The organism is Aliiglaciecola lipolytica, assembly GCF_018860635.1.
GTDB lineage: Bacteria > Pseudomonadota > Gammaproteobacteria > Enterobacterales > Alteromonadaceae > Aliiglaciecola > Aliiglaciecola lipolytica_A.
The window spans coordinates 13,902-29,053 of the sequence record NZ_JAHKPT010000028.1 but is presented as its reverse complement, the minus strand read 5'-3'; the positions used below and the strand labels follow the sequence as shown (position 1 = coordinate 29,053).

Annotated in this window: 14 protein-coding genes; 10 read left to right on the top strand and 4 right to left on the bottom strand. The window is 41.7% G+C overall.

Translation table 11 applies throughout. The annotated features are described in order from the left end of the window. Positions 1 to 405 precede the first annotated feature (405 nt). On the top strand, positions 406 to 1,323 hold the full coding sequence (locus tag KO530_RS16075) for a DUF2971 domain-containing protein (RefSeq protein ID WP_006993275.1): 918 nt from the start codon (positions 406 to 408) through the stop codon (positions 1,321 to 1,323). Between the two features lie 76 nt (positions 1,324 to 1,399). On the opposite strand, the gene KO530_RS16070 is transcribed toward KO530_RS16075, so the two are convergent. From KO530_RS16070 to cadR, 3 genes are all read right to left on the bottom strand, one after another. Then, complete coding sequence (locus tag KO530_RS16070; RefSeq protein WP_006993274.1) at positions 1,400 to 2,248, bottom strand: HD domain-containing protein; 849 nt, start codon at positions 2,246 to 2,248, stop codon at positions 1,400 to 1,402. Positions 2,249 to 2,524: 276 nt separating this feature from the next. Continuing rightward, positions 2,525 to 3,352: an abortive infection family protein gene (locus KO530_RS16065; protein WP_216049477.1), complete on the bottom strand. Its 828-nt coding sequence runs from the start codon at positions 3,350 to 3,352 to the stop codon at positions 2,525 to 2,527. A gap of 478 nt (positions 3,353 to 3,830) precedes the next feature. Continuing rightward, complete coding sequence (gene cadR / locus KO530_RS16060; protein WP_216049476.1) at positions 3,831 to 4,220, bottom strand: Cd(II)/Pb(II)-responsive transcriptional regulator; 390 nt, start codon at positions 4,218 to 4,220, stop codon at positions 3,831 to 3,833. An 81-nt stretch (positions 4,221 to 4,301) separates the two neighbouring features. Between cadR and KO530_RS16055 the strand changes: the two genes are divergently transcribed. From KO530_RS16055 to KO530_RS16015, 9 genes are all read left to right on the top strand, one after another. After that, complete coding sequence (locus KO530_RS16055) at positions 4,302 to 4,937, top strand: cation transporter (RefSeq protein WP_216049475.1); 636 nt, start codon at positions 4,302 to 4,304, stop codon at positions 4,935 to 4,937. After that, positions 4,934 to 5,293 carry a DUF3703 domain-containing protein gene (locus tag KO530_RS16050; protein ID WP_216049474.1) on the top strand — a complete coding sequence of 120 codons (360 nt, stop codon included), beginning with the start codon at positions 4,934 to 4,936 and terminating at the stop codon, positions 5,291 to 5,293. Before KO530_RS16055 ends, KO530_RS16050 begins: the two co-directional genes overlap by 4 nt. Next, positions 5,286 to 6,170 carry a cation diffusion facilitator family transporter gene (locus KO530_RS16045; protein WP_216049473.1) on the top strand — a complete coding sequence of 295 codons (885 nt, stop codon included), beginning with the start codon at positions 5,286 to 5,288 and terminating at the stop codon, positions 6,168 to 6,170. Before KO530_RS16050 ends, KO530_RS16045 begins: the two co-directional genes overlap by 8 nt. 87 nt (positions 6,171 to 6,257) lie before the next feature. Beyond that, positions 6,258 to 6,653 carry a hypothetical protein gene (locus KO530_RS16040; protein WP_216049472.1) on the top strand — a complete coding sequence of 132 codons (396 nt, stop codon included), beginning with the start codon at positions 6,258 to 6,260 and terminating at the stop codon, positions 6,651 to 6,653. A 71-nt stretch (positions 6,654 to 6,724) separates the two neighbouring features. Then, positions 6,725 to 8,047, top strand: a complete 1,323-nt coding sequence (locus KO530_RS16035) for a TolC family protein (protein ID WP_216049471.1) — start codon at positions 6,725 to 6,727, stop codon at positions 8,045 to 8,047. Beyond that, positions 8,044 to 8,982: an efflux RND transporter periplasmic adaptor subunit gene (locus KO530_RS16030; RefSeq protein ID WP_216049470.1), complete on the top strand. Its 939-nt coding sequence runs from the start codon at positions 8,044 to 8,046 to the stop codon at positions 8,980 to 8,982. Before KO530_RS16035 ends, KO530_RS16030 begins: the two co-directional genes overlap by 4 nt. Before the next feature lie 53 nt (positions 8,983 to 9,035). Next, positions 9,036 to 12,149 carry an efflux RND transporter permease subunit gene (locus KO530_RS16025; RefSeq protein ID WP_216049469.1) on the top strand — a complete coding sequence of 1,038 codons (3,114 nt, stop codon included), beginning with the start codon at positions 9,036 to 9,038 and terminating at the stop codon, positions 12,147 to 12,149. A gap of 66 nt (positions 12,150 to 12,215) precedes the next feature. Next, positions 12,216 to 12,659, top strand: a complete 444-nt coding sequence (locus KO530_RS16020; RefSeq protein ID WP_216049468.1) for a hypothetical protein — start codon at positions 12,216 to 12,218, stop codon at positions 12,657 to 12,659. A gap of 626 nt (positions 12,660 to 13,285) precedes the next feature. Next, positions 13,286 to 14,047 carry a hypothetical protein gene (locus KO530_RS16015; RefSeq protein ID WP_216049467.1) on the top strand — a complete coding sequence of 254 codons (762 nt, stop codon included), beginning with the start codon at positions 13,286 to 13,288 and terminating at the stop codon, positions 14,045 to 14,047. Positions 14,048 to 14,053: 6 nt separating this feature from the next. Here the strand turns inward: KO530_RS16015 and KO530_RS16010 are convergent, their stop codons facing one another. Then, entirely contained in the window at positions 14,054 to 15,142 is a 1,089-nt protein-coding gene (locus KO530_RS16010) for a TniQ family protein (protein WP_216049466.1), read from the bottom strand. Positions 15,143 to 15,152: the final 10 nt, after the last annotated feature.

The window sequence follows — 15,152 nt, the reverse complement described above, 5'->3', positions numbered from 1 at the left end:
TTTGCACAAACGCATTCAGTGGATCTTGGAATATGATTTTGTGTTGTTATAAAAAAGTCTGACTCTTAATGCCCATAATATTATAATAAAGTTTGGCGTTTAAATTAATATTGTAATAAAAAAGTTTAACGCTTAAGTGCTTTTTGTAATAACAAAGTTTGTCCGCTATATTTACTTAGAATGCTGTTTCAATCATCTTCTTTATTTTAAATTCTTTCCTGTACGAGCATGATAATGTTTTTAACTCTGCATTACTCAGTAAACTGACAAATAGGTTTGAACACATTAGAAATTAGTCTAGGGTTGACAAACGGTGCGTACATTATTGTTACGTAAGTTAACTGATGCTTTGCACTAGATAAATAATATTCAAAAAAAGCTAATTTTATTTAAGGTAGTCGGTTTATGGGGAAAATATACAAGTACTTCAGTCATGATGTCATTAATTTAGTTTTCAGCAGAGAAGAATACTGTGGGGTAAAGTGCTCTTTACCATGCGACTACAACGACCCATTCGAACTATTTTTGGGAATGGATTTAAACACTCCCTCTGAACAGTTAGCTTTCTATAAAGATATTGTTGGAGGGATCCCACAAAACCCGACGACATGTTTTTCTAAATCACCGGTCGTCTCACCAATGTGGGCACATTATGCAAACAACCATTCAGGCTTTGTTCTCGAATTTGATTTAGATGGTCTGATAAAGCACTTTGAGGGAAACCCAATTTGGGATGTTAGTTACCGCAAAGCCCCTCATGAAAACTTAAAAAATATTCTTCAAAGAGCTGCGGTTCTGTTGAAGCCTAGATATTCATATGATCTTCAGCAGTTTGTTTTTACAGAATCATATTTTTCCAAATATGATGAATGGAGTTATGAGCGTGAATGTCGTTTTGTAGATATGAAGAAAATCACTGAAAATGTGGCTGGCAATAGTATTCTTTTCATACCCACCGAATTTGTTACTTCAATCATCGTTGGTACAAATTTTCCTCAAGAGTCTATTGAGTCCAGTCTCAGTCTAGCTGATGAAAATGGTTTTGACTGGTACCAACTATTCAAAGGAAAAAGTTATCCTAAACCGTATATGAATAATGAATGCAACGATACTTTCATTTTTGAAAATAACCGAATTGTCGCGACTAACCAAACTTGTCAGTCTTGTTCAGAACCATTAATCAATGACACCCCCCTCTGCCCTTGGTGCAGTATAACTGAAGCTCATGAAGAAGTTGCTGCTCAAAGTAACCCATTCAGGATAATTGACTCTATTGGTGGATTAGACGATTACATGAAAGCAATGGGTAAGATTGGTAGATAAACTAGCATGACAAAAAACTTACAAAAATTTTATGTGGAACGGACAATGTAAGTCGGGGAATTCCAGCCTACATGATTTAATTATCACGAAACGTTTGTATTGCGGGACTTTGTTCTACTGATTGTAATTGCAACTTAAAATATTCATATAACCGTTCAGATGATGAGGCACATACCTTGGCAACTTTATTGCACCAGTCTATATAACCTATCTTGCGGTCAAGCGCCCATAAGGTAGGAATCGAGGATACATTGGATATTATGTCTGCTAATTTGATTATTCGCGCTTCATTACTACCTGTTGCAACCTGATTTAGTAGTGCTATTTTTTTATCATCAGAATTGGTTGCTGAATCACACGTCAGTTCTAACACTATCTTTGAAACTTCATCCCCAAATAAATAGTTAACACCAATACTGGTAACCTCAGTGTCTTCCAAGATGTCATGTAAAACTGCTGCTATTAGCGTATTTTCATTGCTACTTGATTCGTAAAACTGAAGGATTTGCGTCACTTCAATTAAGTGGTTTAGATAAGGTTCGCCAGTACTCTTGCGTTTCTGGCTTGCATGATGCAAAGAGGCAAATCGGATTGCAGACAGTAAAGAGGGGGTATGCTGATATCCATATAGTTTTGCGCTAACAACGCAACGGATATACGTTTCATAAGGCTTTATCTCATCTGTAGTGGTGTGTTTAATAGGTAATATTGATAAGACAACAGCGTGTAAGTTACCATCCCTAAGATTGCTATTCGAAATCAAGCATTGATATTCGCTTGGCAACTCAAATAAGTCAAAATTCCCTAGACCGGCATAGAATCCGTATAAATATTTCCTGTGTTCTGGGCTGTAGTAAAGAGATTTATCTGCTATCCAGTTACTGATATTTTTTAATGCCATTTTAAGACTTACATTGTGCCTCATGACTTCTCCCGTCTAACTTTCTTCCACTAAGCTGAATCGAACTTAAGTAGCCAGACTTGATGCATACATTAGAAAGTTAGCAATGTAAGTCCACGTTTTTTCAAAGAGCGTTTTGTAGCCAAATATTAATTTATCGTAGCTAAACGGTCAACAATAAAATAACGTAAACCATTGTATTTTATGCAATTTAAAATAAATGATTGACAAAATATCAAAGAATAATTCTAACTGCCATATTTAATAGGAAGATTGCGCCACAATGTGGTTAATTGACATTTAACGCTCACGCTTATCATCCCAGGATTCAAGAACGAACAAGGCAATGGTGTGAGCAGAATGTATTGCAAGACGTGCATGGCGAGGTTTCAGTTTATAAACTCTTCTACCTTCTCCATGGGCTGAACTGGCATGAGTTCTAAAAGCTCCAATGCCATCCACGATAGATAAAATGCCGGAAAGTACTCTTTTGAGATCATCATCTTGGACAAGTTTTGTATCGAAGCCCAAGTCAGCCCTGACGACCTTCCAGACGTTTTGAAGATCTTGCTTTTGCGGTTTAGGTAGACCTTCATCAGTAATATACACTTTAAAAATGGACTCAAGAATATTGCATGCCGCAGAAACCGCTTCCCTTGGTTCTGAATTTACTTTTGACAATGCTCGATCAAACTCTGCCTCTATTGAAGGAAGATCTCTCCCTTTTATTAAATCTGATAATGATCGACTTGGTGCCGAGCTTCCATCAGAAATAATGCCGCCGCTAAGGTAAGTTAAGTTACAACGCTCAAGTGTATTGCGAAGCTTTACCTTGAGATCTTGTTTTTGGTCGCTAACATTTACACCCCAAGATACTTGATCCGTATCTTCGTCGTCTAGCAACTCAATGTACGGTTCAATCAGCTTACCCAGAATGATCAAAGGATAGTTAGACTCTTTATTTATACGTCGCAACCACTGCTGCACCTTAACAGGCTTTGAGCCTTCTGGTGGGTCGCCAGGCGCGTCCGCATGCATGAACAGATTGTTTAAACTCGCGTGAGATTCGATATTGTGCAAATTATCCGAAAGCACAGCAATTATTGGTGCTGGAATTTCTTTCTTCATGAATCCTCCATTGATATTTCAAAGACTTCCAAAGCCAATGTTAACCTGTTTTAATAAATACTGCTTCAGAGCTTCAAAAAAGTATAATCCTAACGAGAGTTAAAGTACCCAATTTGAGAATGACAAGTTTACGGCAGAATGAGCCATACACCTTCAAATTGCATGGAGAGTTTGTGGCAATTACCGTCAGTCATAGCTATTTTCGTTAACTCAATATCGATTGAGCGAATGGGTCGTCGCTTAATTACTTCTGGCAATCGGAAATGCTGAGTAAGTTAACACTCAAATGATGGTGCGATGTTGATGGGTACTTGCCATATGTAGAATTAAGGCAGAAAACGAAGTAGCGGTTACCTTTTCTATTTTCAATTGTTGAATCCTCTAAAATCTGAATAGAGACGGCCTTTCGAGTTATCAAATCTATATCCTTATGAAAACGTAGGCAAACGTAAAACTACAAGACTTGCAGATATGAGTTTCACTCTTCAAGCAACTGCAATACTCCACATTCTTTAACTTTTCTATCATCTGTGCATGCCGAGGCCATCTCAGATAGGGTAAGCTTTAGCTCCTCAAGCTCTGCAATGCGATGTGTAACGTCAACCATATGTTGAAGGATCAAATTGTTCACACTAGAACAACTTTTATCGGGATTATTTTTTGTATCCAACAGCTGTTTAATTTCTATTATGGTCAAATCTAATGAGCGACATTGTTTAATGAATCGCAGTGCTCTCAACGATGAGGCGTCGTAAATTCTGTAGTTACCTTCACTGCGATTGCAAGCCTCAAACAAACCCTGTTTTTCATAAAAACGGATCGTCTGAATAGAACACCCACTTTTTTTTGATAGCTCACCTATTTTCATAAACGTGCCTTTGTGTTGTTGACTCTATACTAGGTATAGACTTTACACTGTACCTATAGTTTTGGGAATAAGAGTTGAACAATGAGTGGTTGCGGCTGTGAAGTGGAAATCAAAGATGCATCACAAAAACGGGTGCTGTATTGGCTGCTCGGCATCAATGCGACGATGTTTTTCGTTGAGATGACCGTGGGTATTTTGGCTGACTCTACTGCTTTAATCGCAGACTCTATGGACATGCTAGCGGATGCGGTTGTATACGGCATAGGTATTTATGCTGTGGGCAAATCTATACTTCACAAAGCCAAAGCTGCGCAAATCAGTGGTTACTTTCAGCTATTGTTGGGCGTAATTATTCTCATTGATATTACCAGAAGGTTATTCTTGGGCAGTGAGCCTATCTCATCATTAATGATAGGGATGGGGTTCATTGCACTAATTGCAAACGTCGCTTGCTTGATGATTATTCGTAATCATAAAAACGACGAAGTACATATGCGAGCCAGCTGGATTTTTTCGGCCAACGATGTCATCGCCAACATGGGTGTCATCATCGCCGGAGTTTTAGTGGTATGGCTTGATAGCAGAGTACCGGATTTGGTTATCGGATGTATTGTGTCGATTGTCGTGCTGCGCGGAGCGTGGATGATCCTGAAAGACGCCAAGCAGGAAGTACTTAATAATAAACTAGCTAAAGGTAAAGGGGATGATTCACTATGACATTCAATAAAGCCGTTAAGCCACATATCGATTCCAAATTAACAGATTACTCAGATGCAATGTCTAACAATAATGAGAGGCAGGCATTTGCAGCGCTGGAGGATGCGCATGTAATTGGGCAGCACTCTACTTATTATCATTGTTTAATTCATTGTAAAATGCTGCGACATGGTCTTCTAAATAAAGATTGGAGAGCCGTTTTTGGACAAGTAATAAGAATAGTTGGTGCTGCAACCAAAACAGCTATCGGCCTTGTACCCAAAGGGAATACAGGTGGCACTGACATTAGCCCCTTTAAGCGACTGCCAATCAGTGCTGAAAATCAAGCGATATTGGACAAAATCAACCATGCATAATCATAACCACAGTCACAGTGATAACAGCGCATCAAAACGTATTGGCTGGGCATTTTTCTTGAATGTCGTGTTCACTATCATTGAATTTATCGGCGGGTGGCTGACAAACAGCACGGCTATTATGGCCGACGCAGTGCATGATTTGGGCGATAGTTTATCCATTGGCACCGCGTGGGGCTTAAATAAACTCAGTGATAAAGAAGCAACCAATACATTTTCCTATGGCTATAAACGCTTTTCACTTCTTGGTGCATTGATCAACGGGTTAGTGTTAACGACTGGCTCAATATGGATCTTATTCGAAGCTATCCCAAGACTTTCTGCACCCGAAATGCCGCAAGTCGAAGGCATGTTACTCCTGTCAATTTTTGGCATCGCCGTTAATGGATTTGCTGCGTATAAACTTAGCGAAGGGAGTTCCTTAAACGAGCGTATCTTAAACTGGCATTTACTTGAAGATGTATTGGGTTGGGTGGCAGTGCTGATCGTATCGATTGTGCTGATGTTTAAGCCATGGCCAATTTTAGATCCCATTTTATCTATTGGCTTCACATTATTCATTTTATTCAATGTTGTCAGAAATCTAAAAGAAACCTTATTGTTATTCTTGCAAGCCACGCCCGATGCTAAGCAGATGGAGGAAGTGCGTAAAGTGCTCATGTCAAACGATGATGTGGCAGATATACATCATTTTCATATCTGGTCTTTGGACGGTGAACATAGCGTCATGACGGCACATGTGGAGTTGAAACAAGATGTTTCGGTTTCTCAATTGAGATCACTTAAAGGCGAACTTCGCCAAGGTCTTGATGAGTTTGATTTTGTGCACACTACCATTGAAATTGAATTTGCCAATGAAGATTGTCGTGATGAGTAATGTAATGATTGAAATACTTTGTTTCGGTTGGTCGATTGGTCTTAGTTCGATTACCTGTTAATATGAAAAAGATGAGAGTAGATAGATATGTTTAGCGTAAGGGTGACAAGCTACCTGTTGATTTCGCTGATTTTGTTTCAGTCGTTTTCTGCTGTCGCCAAGTCCTTGGATTTTCATGCTATCGACTCGCAACATCTCAACGAAATACACGAGCATCAGTTAGGCGATAATATCGCTTCTGAAAAGCCGCAGGTGCAACTAAAATCTATCGAACATCCCGATACTGATAACGCCCCCGTAGATGTTTCTCACAATCCTGCTGATTGCCACCATTGTGGTCACTGTCATGGAACCCATGCCCAATGGCTTGGAAATAACACCGCAATTGAACTTGCTTCTGTTGCCACCCATCACGGTTTCTATTACTTATCAAAAGTAATAGATGCACCGGTCACGCAATTACTACGCCCACCTAAAGCATAACCCTGAACTAATCAAACACCGTTCGCCAACTGCTTGGCGATATATATTTTTGATAATTTAGGAATAAAACAATGATGCATTTTTCATTGAGTCGCCCTGTGCGTGTGCACGCCTGGGTGATTTCCACGATGCTTGTCCTTTTGACAACACACACCGTGGTAGTAGCACAAACAAACAGTATCACCAATCGCGAAATGACCTTGCAAAGCGCCATACAGCGAACATTAGCAAATTCGCCCGAATTGCATGAGTTCACTTACAAGCAACAAGCAATTGAGGGAGAAATTAAAACTGCTTCTCTCAAACCAGCCCTCAACGTAGGCATTGAAGTGGAAAACTTCTTAGGAACAGGCGAGGTCTCTGGCATTAAGGACACCGAGCTGACTCTCACATTGTCGTCGGTCATTGAATTGGGCAATAAACTCCACTCACGTAAGGCGTTTGCTAAGGCGCAATCCACCTTAGTCGAAGCGCAAAAACAAGTGCACACCTTAGATGTACTGGCTGAAGTGACACGTCGCTACATCGATGTACTGGCGCAACAAGCGTTAATTGACGCGCAAAAAGATGCAGAAACACTTGCTCGATATACCTATCAAGCAGTCACAAAACGCGTGGATGCAGGTGCTTCCCCTGCATTTGAACAGAAACGCGCTGAAGCAGCTTTAGCAAGAGCTAGACTGGATGTGGTTACGGCACAGCAAACTAAGCAAGCCATGATAAATAGTCTGGCTATTATGTGGGGGGAAAAAGATCCCTCTTTTACTGATGTGGAGGGTGACTTATTTGTGCTGCAATCGTCTCCTTCGTTAACCGCGCTTTTTACCACCTTAATGGACAGTCCCAATCTTGAGATCTATGCACAAGCATCGAGATTGCAGGCATCCCAAGTCCGTCTTACTCAAGCAGCTAATCAATCGGATTTAAGCTGGACGGCCGGTATCAGGCGCATGAATGGCATAGATGAAACAGCCTTTGTAGCAGGCGTGAGTATGCCACTGTTTGCCGGTGACCGAAATCTTGGCGAGTACGAAAAGCAGCGGGCAATTCAGACACAACTGGAACAACAAAAAGAGTCAGCGACGCAAAGCCTATACCATCAGCTAAATATGGCCTTGATGGTCAGAAACAATGCGCTGCTCAATGTACAGACACTGCAAAACTCTATTATCCCACCCTTAGTTCAAGCGCTGGAATTAGTAGAACAAGCCTATATCAACGGTCGATTCAGCTACCTTGAATGGGTGAGTACACGTCAAGAACTACTCAATGCCAAACAAGCCTTAATTCAATCAGCGAAGCAAGCTCATCAGCGTGGTGCAGATATCGAATCACTGACTGCACAGCCTCTTGTGGATACGATCAACAGCTCTTTTTCGAGAAAAACAAAATGAACAAAAATATATTAATTAAGAAGCAAAACACTCTGTTAGTTTTCATTGTTTGCAGTGCGTTGGGATTGTTTTCAAGCACCACAATTCAAGCATCAGAAGGCGAACATGGTAAAGAGGAAGCCCATAAGGATGAACGCGTATTCATGGCAGATAGCATGGCGCAAAAAATGGGCGTAATGACGCAAAGTGTGCAAACGGGTAGTCTCAATATCACCACCACTGTCTACGGAAATATCGTGACCGACCCTGCTTCACTGAGTCATGTGCGTGCACGATTCGACGGTATGGTGACCAAGGTCAATGCAAATTTAGGTAACAAAGTTAAAAAAGGCGAGACACTGGCAGTCGTTGAATCTAATGAAAGCCTGAAAAGCTATCCTGTTGCCGCGCCGTTTTCAGGCACCGTGATTGCCAGACATGCCAATGAAGGTGAGTTATCAAATGGCCAAGTGTTATTTTCAATCGCAAACTATGATGACGTGTGGGCACAGCTTAAAATTTTCCCACAACAGCTATCAGATATAGCAGAGCAGCAACCCGCTCAGCTTAGCCTGTCAGGGGCAGCGTTAGACACCACTATCCAACATATCTTACCCTCACCCGATGAAAAGCCTTATGTCTTGGCGTATGCCAAAATAGCTAACACCTCAGGTCAGTGGCCGGTTGGCGCAGCTATCAAAGGCCTTGTCACAATCAACACCCTTGATGTCGCCATGATGGTGCCTAAAACGTCGATTCAAGAGTTTGAGGGGGCTTCTGTTGTGTTTGTCAAAGAAGGTGACGAATACCGTCCCGTGCCCGTTACCTTAGGTCAACAAGATAACCACAATATTGAAGTGTTATCAGGTCTGCACATTGCAGATGTGATTGTCAGTCAGAACAGCTACTTGTTTAAAGCCGATTTAGAAAAGTCGGAGGCCGGTCATGATCATTAATAACTCAATGCTATCTACTTGGTCAGGCGTCTCTGTTATTGGGGGACGAACACATGATTGAATCCATTTTACGTTTGTCCATAGAGCGACGAGGTTTAATGCTGATGTTGATCTTCCTTGTGTTGGGCATGGGGATATTCAGTTATCAAAAATTACCTATTGATGCAGTACCCGATATCACCAACGTGCAAGTGCAAATCAATACACAAGCATCGGGCTATTCGCCTTTGGAAACCGAGCAGCGGATCACATTCGTAGTAGAAACAGCACTGGCGGGATTGCCTGATCTGTCCTACACCCGCTCTTTATCTCGCTACGGGCTATCTCAGGTAACAGCGGTATTTGATGAAGGTACTGATCTGTATTTTGCGCGTAATCTTATCAATACCCGATTAGGTGCAATCAAAAGTCAGCTACCTGAAGGGTTAGAGCCTGAAATGGGACCTATCGCTACTGGGTTGGGCGAAATCTATATGTATACCTTGCGAGCCAAGCAAAATGCCATGCAAAAAAACGGTGAGCCGTACGATGCAATGGCGCTTCGCGAGATACACGACTGGATCGTAAAACCGCAGCTCGCACTGGTTAAGGGGATCACTGAAGTCAACGCCATTGGTGGGTACGTAAAACAATATCATGTGAATCCTGAACCACAGAAGATGTTGAATTTTGACATTAGTCTAAGTGATATCCATCGTGCGCTGGAGCGAAACAACACGAATCAGGGGGCGGGGTTTGTTGAGCGAAATGGGCAACAAATACTGGTGCGCTCACAAGGTCAACTACAGACACTTAGCGATATAGAAAATGTGGTAATAAAACGCATTAATACTGTTCCCATTGCTGTGAAAGACATTGGCAGTGTAGCTATTGGTAAAGAGCTGAGAACGGGTGCAGCAACACAGGAGGGTGAAGAGACCGTTTTAGGTACCGCAATGATGTTAGTCGGCGAAAACTCACGAGCCGTTGCCCAATCCGTTGCCAAAAAGGTGAAGGACATTCAATCCAGCTTACCTGATGGTATTGTCATTGAGCCAGTCTACGACCGTACCCTACTGGTCGATAAAGCTATCGACACGGTTCAGAAGAATTTAGTAGAAGGGGCGTTATTAGTCATAGTGATCTTGTTTATATTGCTTGGCAATATTCGCGCCGCGCTCATCACTGCGGCAGTTATTCCGCTAGCGATGTTGGCGACCATCACAGGGATGGTTAATACCGGTGTGTCTGCCAATCTGATGAGCCTTGGGGCTTTGGATTTTGGATTAATTGTCGATGGTGCGGTGATCATCGTAGAGAACTGTATCAGGCGGTTAGCCGAGTCTCAGAAACGCACAGGTGGAGTCTTGCCACTAAAAGAGCGGCTAGAACTGGTTTTTCAAGCGACCAACGAAGTCATTCGTCCTAGCTTGTTTGGTGTATTGATTATCACTGTGGTGTATATCCCGCTGTTCTCATTGACAGGCGTTGAGGGCAAGATGTTTCAGCCAATGGCGGCAACGGTCATCATGGCGCTCATAGCAGCGATGCTGTTCTCTATTACTATTGTACCAGCGGCAGTCGCGATGTTTATGGGCGGTAAAGTCAGTGAAAAAGAAAGCTTCATTATTGTTGCAGCCAAATCCGCCTATCGCCCCATCATTCACCTTGCACTGAAATTACGCTGGATAGTGCTTGTCGGCTCAGTCGTGCTAGTAGTAGGCAGCTTATGGTTAGCAACGCGACTAGGCTCTGAGTTTGTTCCCCAGCTTGACGAAGGAGACATCGCACTGCACGCCATGCGAATACCGGGCACAGGTATCGAACAAGCCGTCGCAATGCAAAAAAACCTTGAATCTACCTTGATGGAATACGAACAGGTACTCACAGTATTTGCGAAAACCGGTACCGCAGAAGTAGCTACCGATGCGATGCCGCCCAACGTAACCGATACCTTTGTGATGCTAAAACCACGAGCGCAATGGCCTGATCCTGACCTATCAAAAGCTGAATTCGTGGAAACCCTTGAGCGAGACTTACAAGCGGTGACAGGCAATAACTATGAGTTTACCCAACCTATCCAAATGCGCTTTAACGAGTTGATAAGTGGAGTAAGGGCTGACCTTGGTATAAAAGTCTTCGGAGATGATTTAACCACGCTTGTTGCCTCTGCAAACGACATCTTAACGGTTTTGCAATCAATAGACGGCGTGGCGGATGCACGACTTGAGCAGGTCGATGATATCCCTATCTTCACTATCAACCCTAAGCCTGTCGAGTTGGCACGTTATGGATTGGACGTCGCCGATTTGCAGGAGTGGTTGGCGTCAGCTATCGGGGGTAATACCGCTGGCTTAATTTTTGAGGGAGATAGACGATTCGAGTTACTTGTGCGATTTGATGAAGGTATCCGCACAGATTTAGATGCCATTGGCAGCACTCCTATCATTACATCCGATGGGGAATTTGTGCCGTTATCAGAAGTCGCTACGCTGGGTTACTCGTCTGTTCCCAATCAAATCAGTCGAGAAAACGGTAAGCGCAGAGTCGTGGTTACCGCCAATGTCAGAGAACGCGACTTAGGGAGTTTTGTTGACGAAGCCAAAATCAAAATAACCGAACAGGTTTCACTGCCAGCAGGCTACTGGCTGGATTATGGCGGCACGTTTGAGCAGCTTGAAAGTGCCAGTCAGCGACTGTCTATCGTGGTGCCTGCCACGCTTTTTCTGATACTTGTGTTACTAGTGGTTGTGTTTGGCTCATTTCGTGATGCCTTGATCATCTTCACCGGTGTGCCATTGGCCTTAACAGGAGGTGTTTTTGCGCTCTGGATGCGTGATATGCCACTGTCGATATCTGCCGGAGTCGGGTTTATTGCGCTCTCTGGTATTGCGGTACTAAACGGCTTAGTGATGTTGTCATTTATTAAACAGCGAGTACTAGAAACAGGTGACTTGATTAACTCAATCGTTGACGGAGCTATCACAAGATTGCGTCCGGTTTTGATGACAGCACTGGTAGCAAGCTTAGGTTTCATCCCCATGGCACTGAATGTCGGAACTGGCGCTGAAGTGCAAAGACCGCTTGCAACGGTGGTGATTGGCGGGATCATCTCGTCCACCATTCTAACATTGGTCGTTTTGCCTATTTTGTATCGGATGATGCATTCGAAATCAACCAAAGTGTGATTGTTAGGCACCGTATCGCAGAAGATACGGTGCTCTTTATCTTTAAAAAACACAACGCAATTCAACATGAGGTATAGACTTTATGTTTACCAAATACACTATATTACGACTAGCCATTTTGGCTCTACTGACCCTTTTATAACGGGATGCGCTTCGCCAGCAAGACTGATAGAGGTGAAGAATGTGCCGAATGAAAAATGGCGGATCACCAGCGTTTGGGTATCCGCGACTGAGAATGGATGGCGTGTTTCTGGCCGGTTGAACGCGCCCAATATTTTTGGCTTACCGGACGGGCATATACTCGTTTCTATTCTAACTGAAGATGGAGCGATAATTGACCAGAAGATAGCAAACTACAGAAGGGTGATAGGCAATGCAGGACGACCTAGAAGACATCAATTTGGCGTTGCTCTGTTCTTTGTTGGCTTTGAATCTATCCCCGAAGACGCAGAAGTAGGTGTCGAGTATATTATTGAGACAATAAGTGAAACGAAGAAAAAACCTTTTTGACTCTCAACTTAAACATAATTTTTGTTTAGAGCAGTGATTAGAAAATTCAGTGTATCAGGTTCACAGCAGACAAGTGGAAGCCGCTATTATTCCTATTTTTTGTACAACAAAATTAAAATTTGAAGGCCTACGCAACTGATTTTTTTATTTATCAATAAGGAAGGGTATGGCCGTAATACGGAATTTTTGCCAGTTAGATTAAGTTTGAAGGACGATATGAAAATGACAAAACGTGTCAGTCAAGATTGGTGATCGTATGTGCACTTTTTTATAAATTTGTTGTAGAAGTCATCGTTTCCGACTGTATCTTTAACGGTCATAATCGAAGTCGTTAGTAAAAACCACAACGGCAGTTTACTGCCTAGAACGACCTGTTAGTTTTTAAAGCATGGCGCTTTTTAGTACGTCTATAAGTACCAAATTGAATAGGTTCGTGCTTTGAAGTTAGAGATAGCAGCACCTTTAGCAAAGTATTGCTGAATGATCAAATACCCATCTTTTTTTGAGGCACGACATGCATACTTGAGTTACCGAAGCAGCTTTATTATGATAAATGAGTTGTTTCTTATCATATTAAAAATTATCACTAATAAAATGGCTTGCCCGTGATGGATGAAATTTATTAAATGGCTATAAAAGGCAGAGCAAGTATCCTCACATCTAAAGAGTGGGAGAAGGTTTTTAGTGTGATCATGAACAATAGGCATGCTGAAAAAAATACAGCAATTATGAAGATGAGTAGGCATTTAGGTTTAAAAGCTCAGGAACTGGCTGCATTAACAATAGATGATGTTTCTATGCTAGAGGGAAATGACAGGGAGGCTAGGCAATCGTTCACTTTGCGAAAAGAGGTTTATATTGCTCCCAGAGAAACGCCAAAAAATCGATCGCGAAGTAAATATGTTAAAAAGAATTTGACCTTCACCGTTAGTGAGTTCGAAAATGCATTAGAAAAAGTTGTATCATTGGTCAAGGCAGATAAAAAGATCAACCCTATCGATTTCTATCCAACAAAGAATCAAAATTCTACGACACCAAGGCTGCTTCCTCTTATTGAAGAACCTCTCGTAAACGCATTAAAGACATACGTTGAGATGAGACTAATTAATCAGCCATTTTTAAAGTCAACAGATCCACTTTTCGTGACCCAAAAAGGCGGTTCTTATTCACCAAATACGCTTCAAGAGCATATGGCTCTGATACTTCGAGATTGGGCTGGTGTTTCAAGTGCGACATCAAATAGTGGCCGCAGGGGGCTAATTACACACGTTCTTCAAACATATGATGTTAACGTTGCACAAAGTGTGGCAGGAGTACGCAGTCCATCGAGTGTCGCAGTTAGCTACAATGATCGAACTGAACCATACTCAAACGACTCGAAAAAGTGATAGCGTCTAATTAACTTCTTTTATCTTGTTAAATACACTCCATACATCGTCTTTTATAGCGTTGCTTCCACCTAATGGGTAATCATTCCAGTATGGTCTCTTGTTTGTTAAGTAATAATCACAAGGATTTTCATGAAGAAGCTTATAGTTTGTCTCTTTCATTGCCACACTGATGATCTTACTTTCTGAACATTGATAACCTTCTCGATGCAGCTTGCAGATTGAACAATTTCGTTCTTTTATAACCTTTAACTTATTCTTAAATAAATGGCTATCAAATTTAAATGAAGTATATATCTCTTCAGATTGCTCATTAACAAAGGCTTTAAATACATTAGGATGATTATCTTTAACGATATTACAAACGTTTTCTAATTGGACTTCATCAACTTGAGCATACATGCCGGTCTTTTTCATCAAGATCGAGGTTATTCTTTCTGTGTCATTCGTTTCTCCTTCTAATTGCATACAATTTTTTCTCAACCAATGAAGTAGCCTTTTTTGAAGACATGGAGCGAACTTGACATCATTTTCAACAACATCAGTACCCAACGAAGTTTGATCACCATAACAATCATACTGCTCACATTTAGTCGGAATTTCACCACGCAGAGCTTTTTGGATATTAGATGCGGCAACGCTTTGACTTTTGCCTGTTAAGTTGAAAAGAGCTTTTTTATGATGGTGGCAATATTTTTGGTTTAACCACTCTGCTCGGAAGAAACCAAACCCACAATTCTTGAGGTCATCTGCGATGCAATCAACACAGAAGTTAACTTTGAGAAAATTATTTTGAGTTTGTTGACTGTAATTTTCAACACCATTTCTAAATACAGTTGGCACTAACTCAAAGTGTGATAAAGGGTTCGAAAACATTCCCGCGACAGGGTTTGCTATGGCTGACCTTTGTAAAACACTAAGTAGATATTCTGGATCATAATGCCTGAACAGATGAGAATGCATCGTCGCAACAAAAGGGAAGGCTCGCCACTCTCCCATTCTATTTAACACACCAGCGAAGTCACTTTCGCCGTTTAACATTAACACCCTGAAAATGAAACTCTGTACCGATTCGTCTCCTTGCAATTGCTTCATGTAATTATAT

Coding starts and splice junctions, on each gene's coding strand:
- KO530_RS16075 (WP_006993275.1), top strand. CDS start 406: ATGGGGAAAATATACAAGTACTTCAGTCATGATGTCATTAATTTAGTT.
- KO530_RS16070 (WP_006993274.1), bottom strand. CDS start 2,248: ATGAGGCACAATGTAAGTCTTAAAATGGCATTAAAAAATATCAGTAAC.
- KO530_RS16065 (WP_216049477.1), bottom strand. CDS start 3,352: ATGAAGAAAGAAATTCCAGCACCAATAATTGCTGTGCTTTCGGATAAT.
- cadR (WP_216049476.1), bottom strand. CDS start 4,220: ATGAAAATAGGTGAGCTATCAAAAAAAAGTGGGTGTTCTATTCAGACG.
- KO530_RS16055 (WP_216049475.1), top strand. CDS start 4,302: ATGAGTGGTTGCGGCTGTGAAGTGGAAATCAAAGATGCATCACAAAAA.
- KO530_RS16050 (WP_216049474.1), top strand. CDS start 4,934: ATGACATTCAATAAAGCCGTTAAGCCACATATCGATTCCAAATTAACA.
- KO530_RS16045 (WP_216049473.1), top strand. CDS start 5,286: ATGCATAATCATAACCACAGTCACAGTGATAACAGCGCATCAAAACGT.
- KO530_RS16040 (WP_216049472.1), top strand. CDS start 6,258: ATGTTTAGCGTAAGGGTGACAAGCTACCTGTTGATTTCGCTGATTTTG.
- KO530_RS16035 (WP_216049471.1), top strand. CDS start 6,725: ATGATGCATTTTTCATTGAGTCGCCCTGTGCGTGTGCACGCCTGGGTG.
- KO530_RS16030 (WP_216049470.1), top strand. CDS start 8,044: ATGAACAAAAATATATTAATTAAGAAGCAAAACACTCTGTTAGTTTTC.
- KO530_RS16025 (WP_216049469.1), top strand. CDS start 9,036: ATGATTGAATCCATTTTACGTTTGTCCATAGAGCGACGAGGTTTAATG.
- KO530_RS16020 (WP_216049468.1), top strand. CDS start 12,216: ATGAGGTATAGACTTTATGTTTACCAAATACACTATATTACGACTAGC.
- KO530_RS16015 (WP_216049467.1), top strand. CDS start 13,286: ATGGCTATAAAAGGCAGAGCAAGTATCCTCACATCTAAAGAGTGGGAG.
- KO530_RS16010 (WP_216049466.1), bottom strand. CDS start 15,142: ATGAAGCAATTGCAAGGAGACGAATCGGTACAGAGTTTCATTTTCAGG.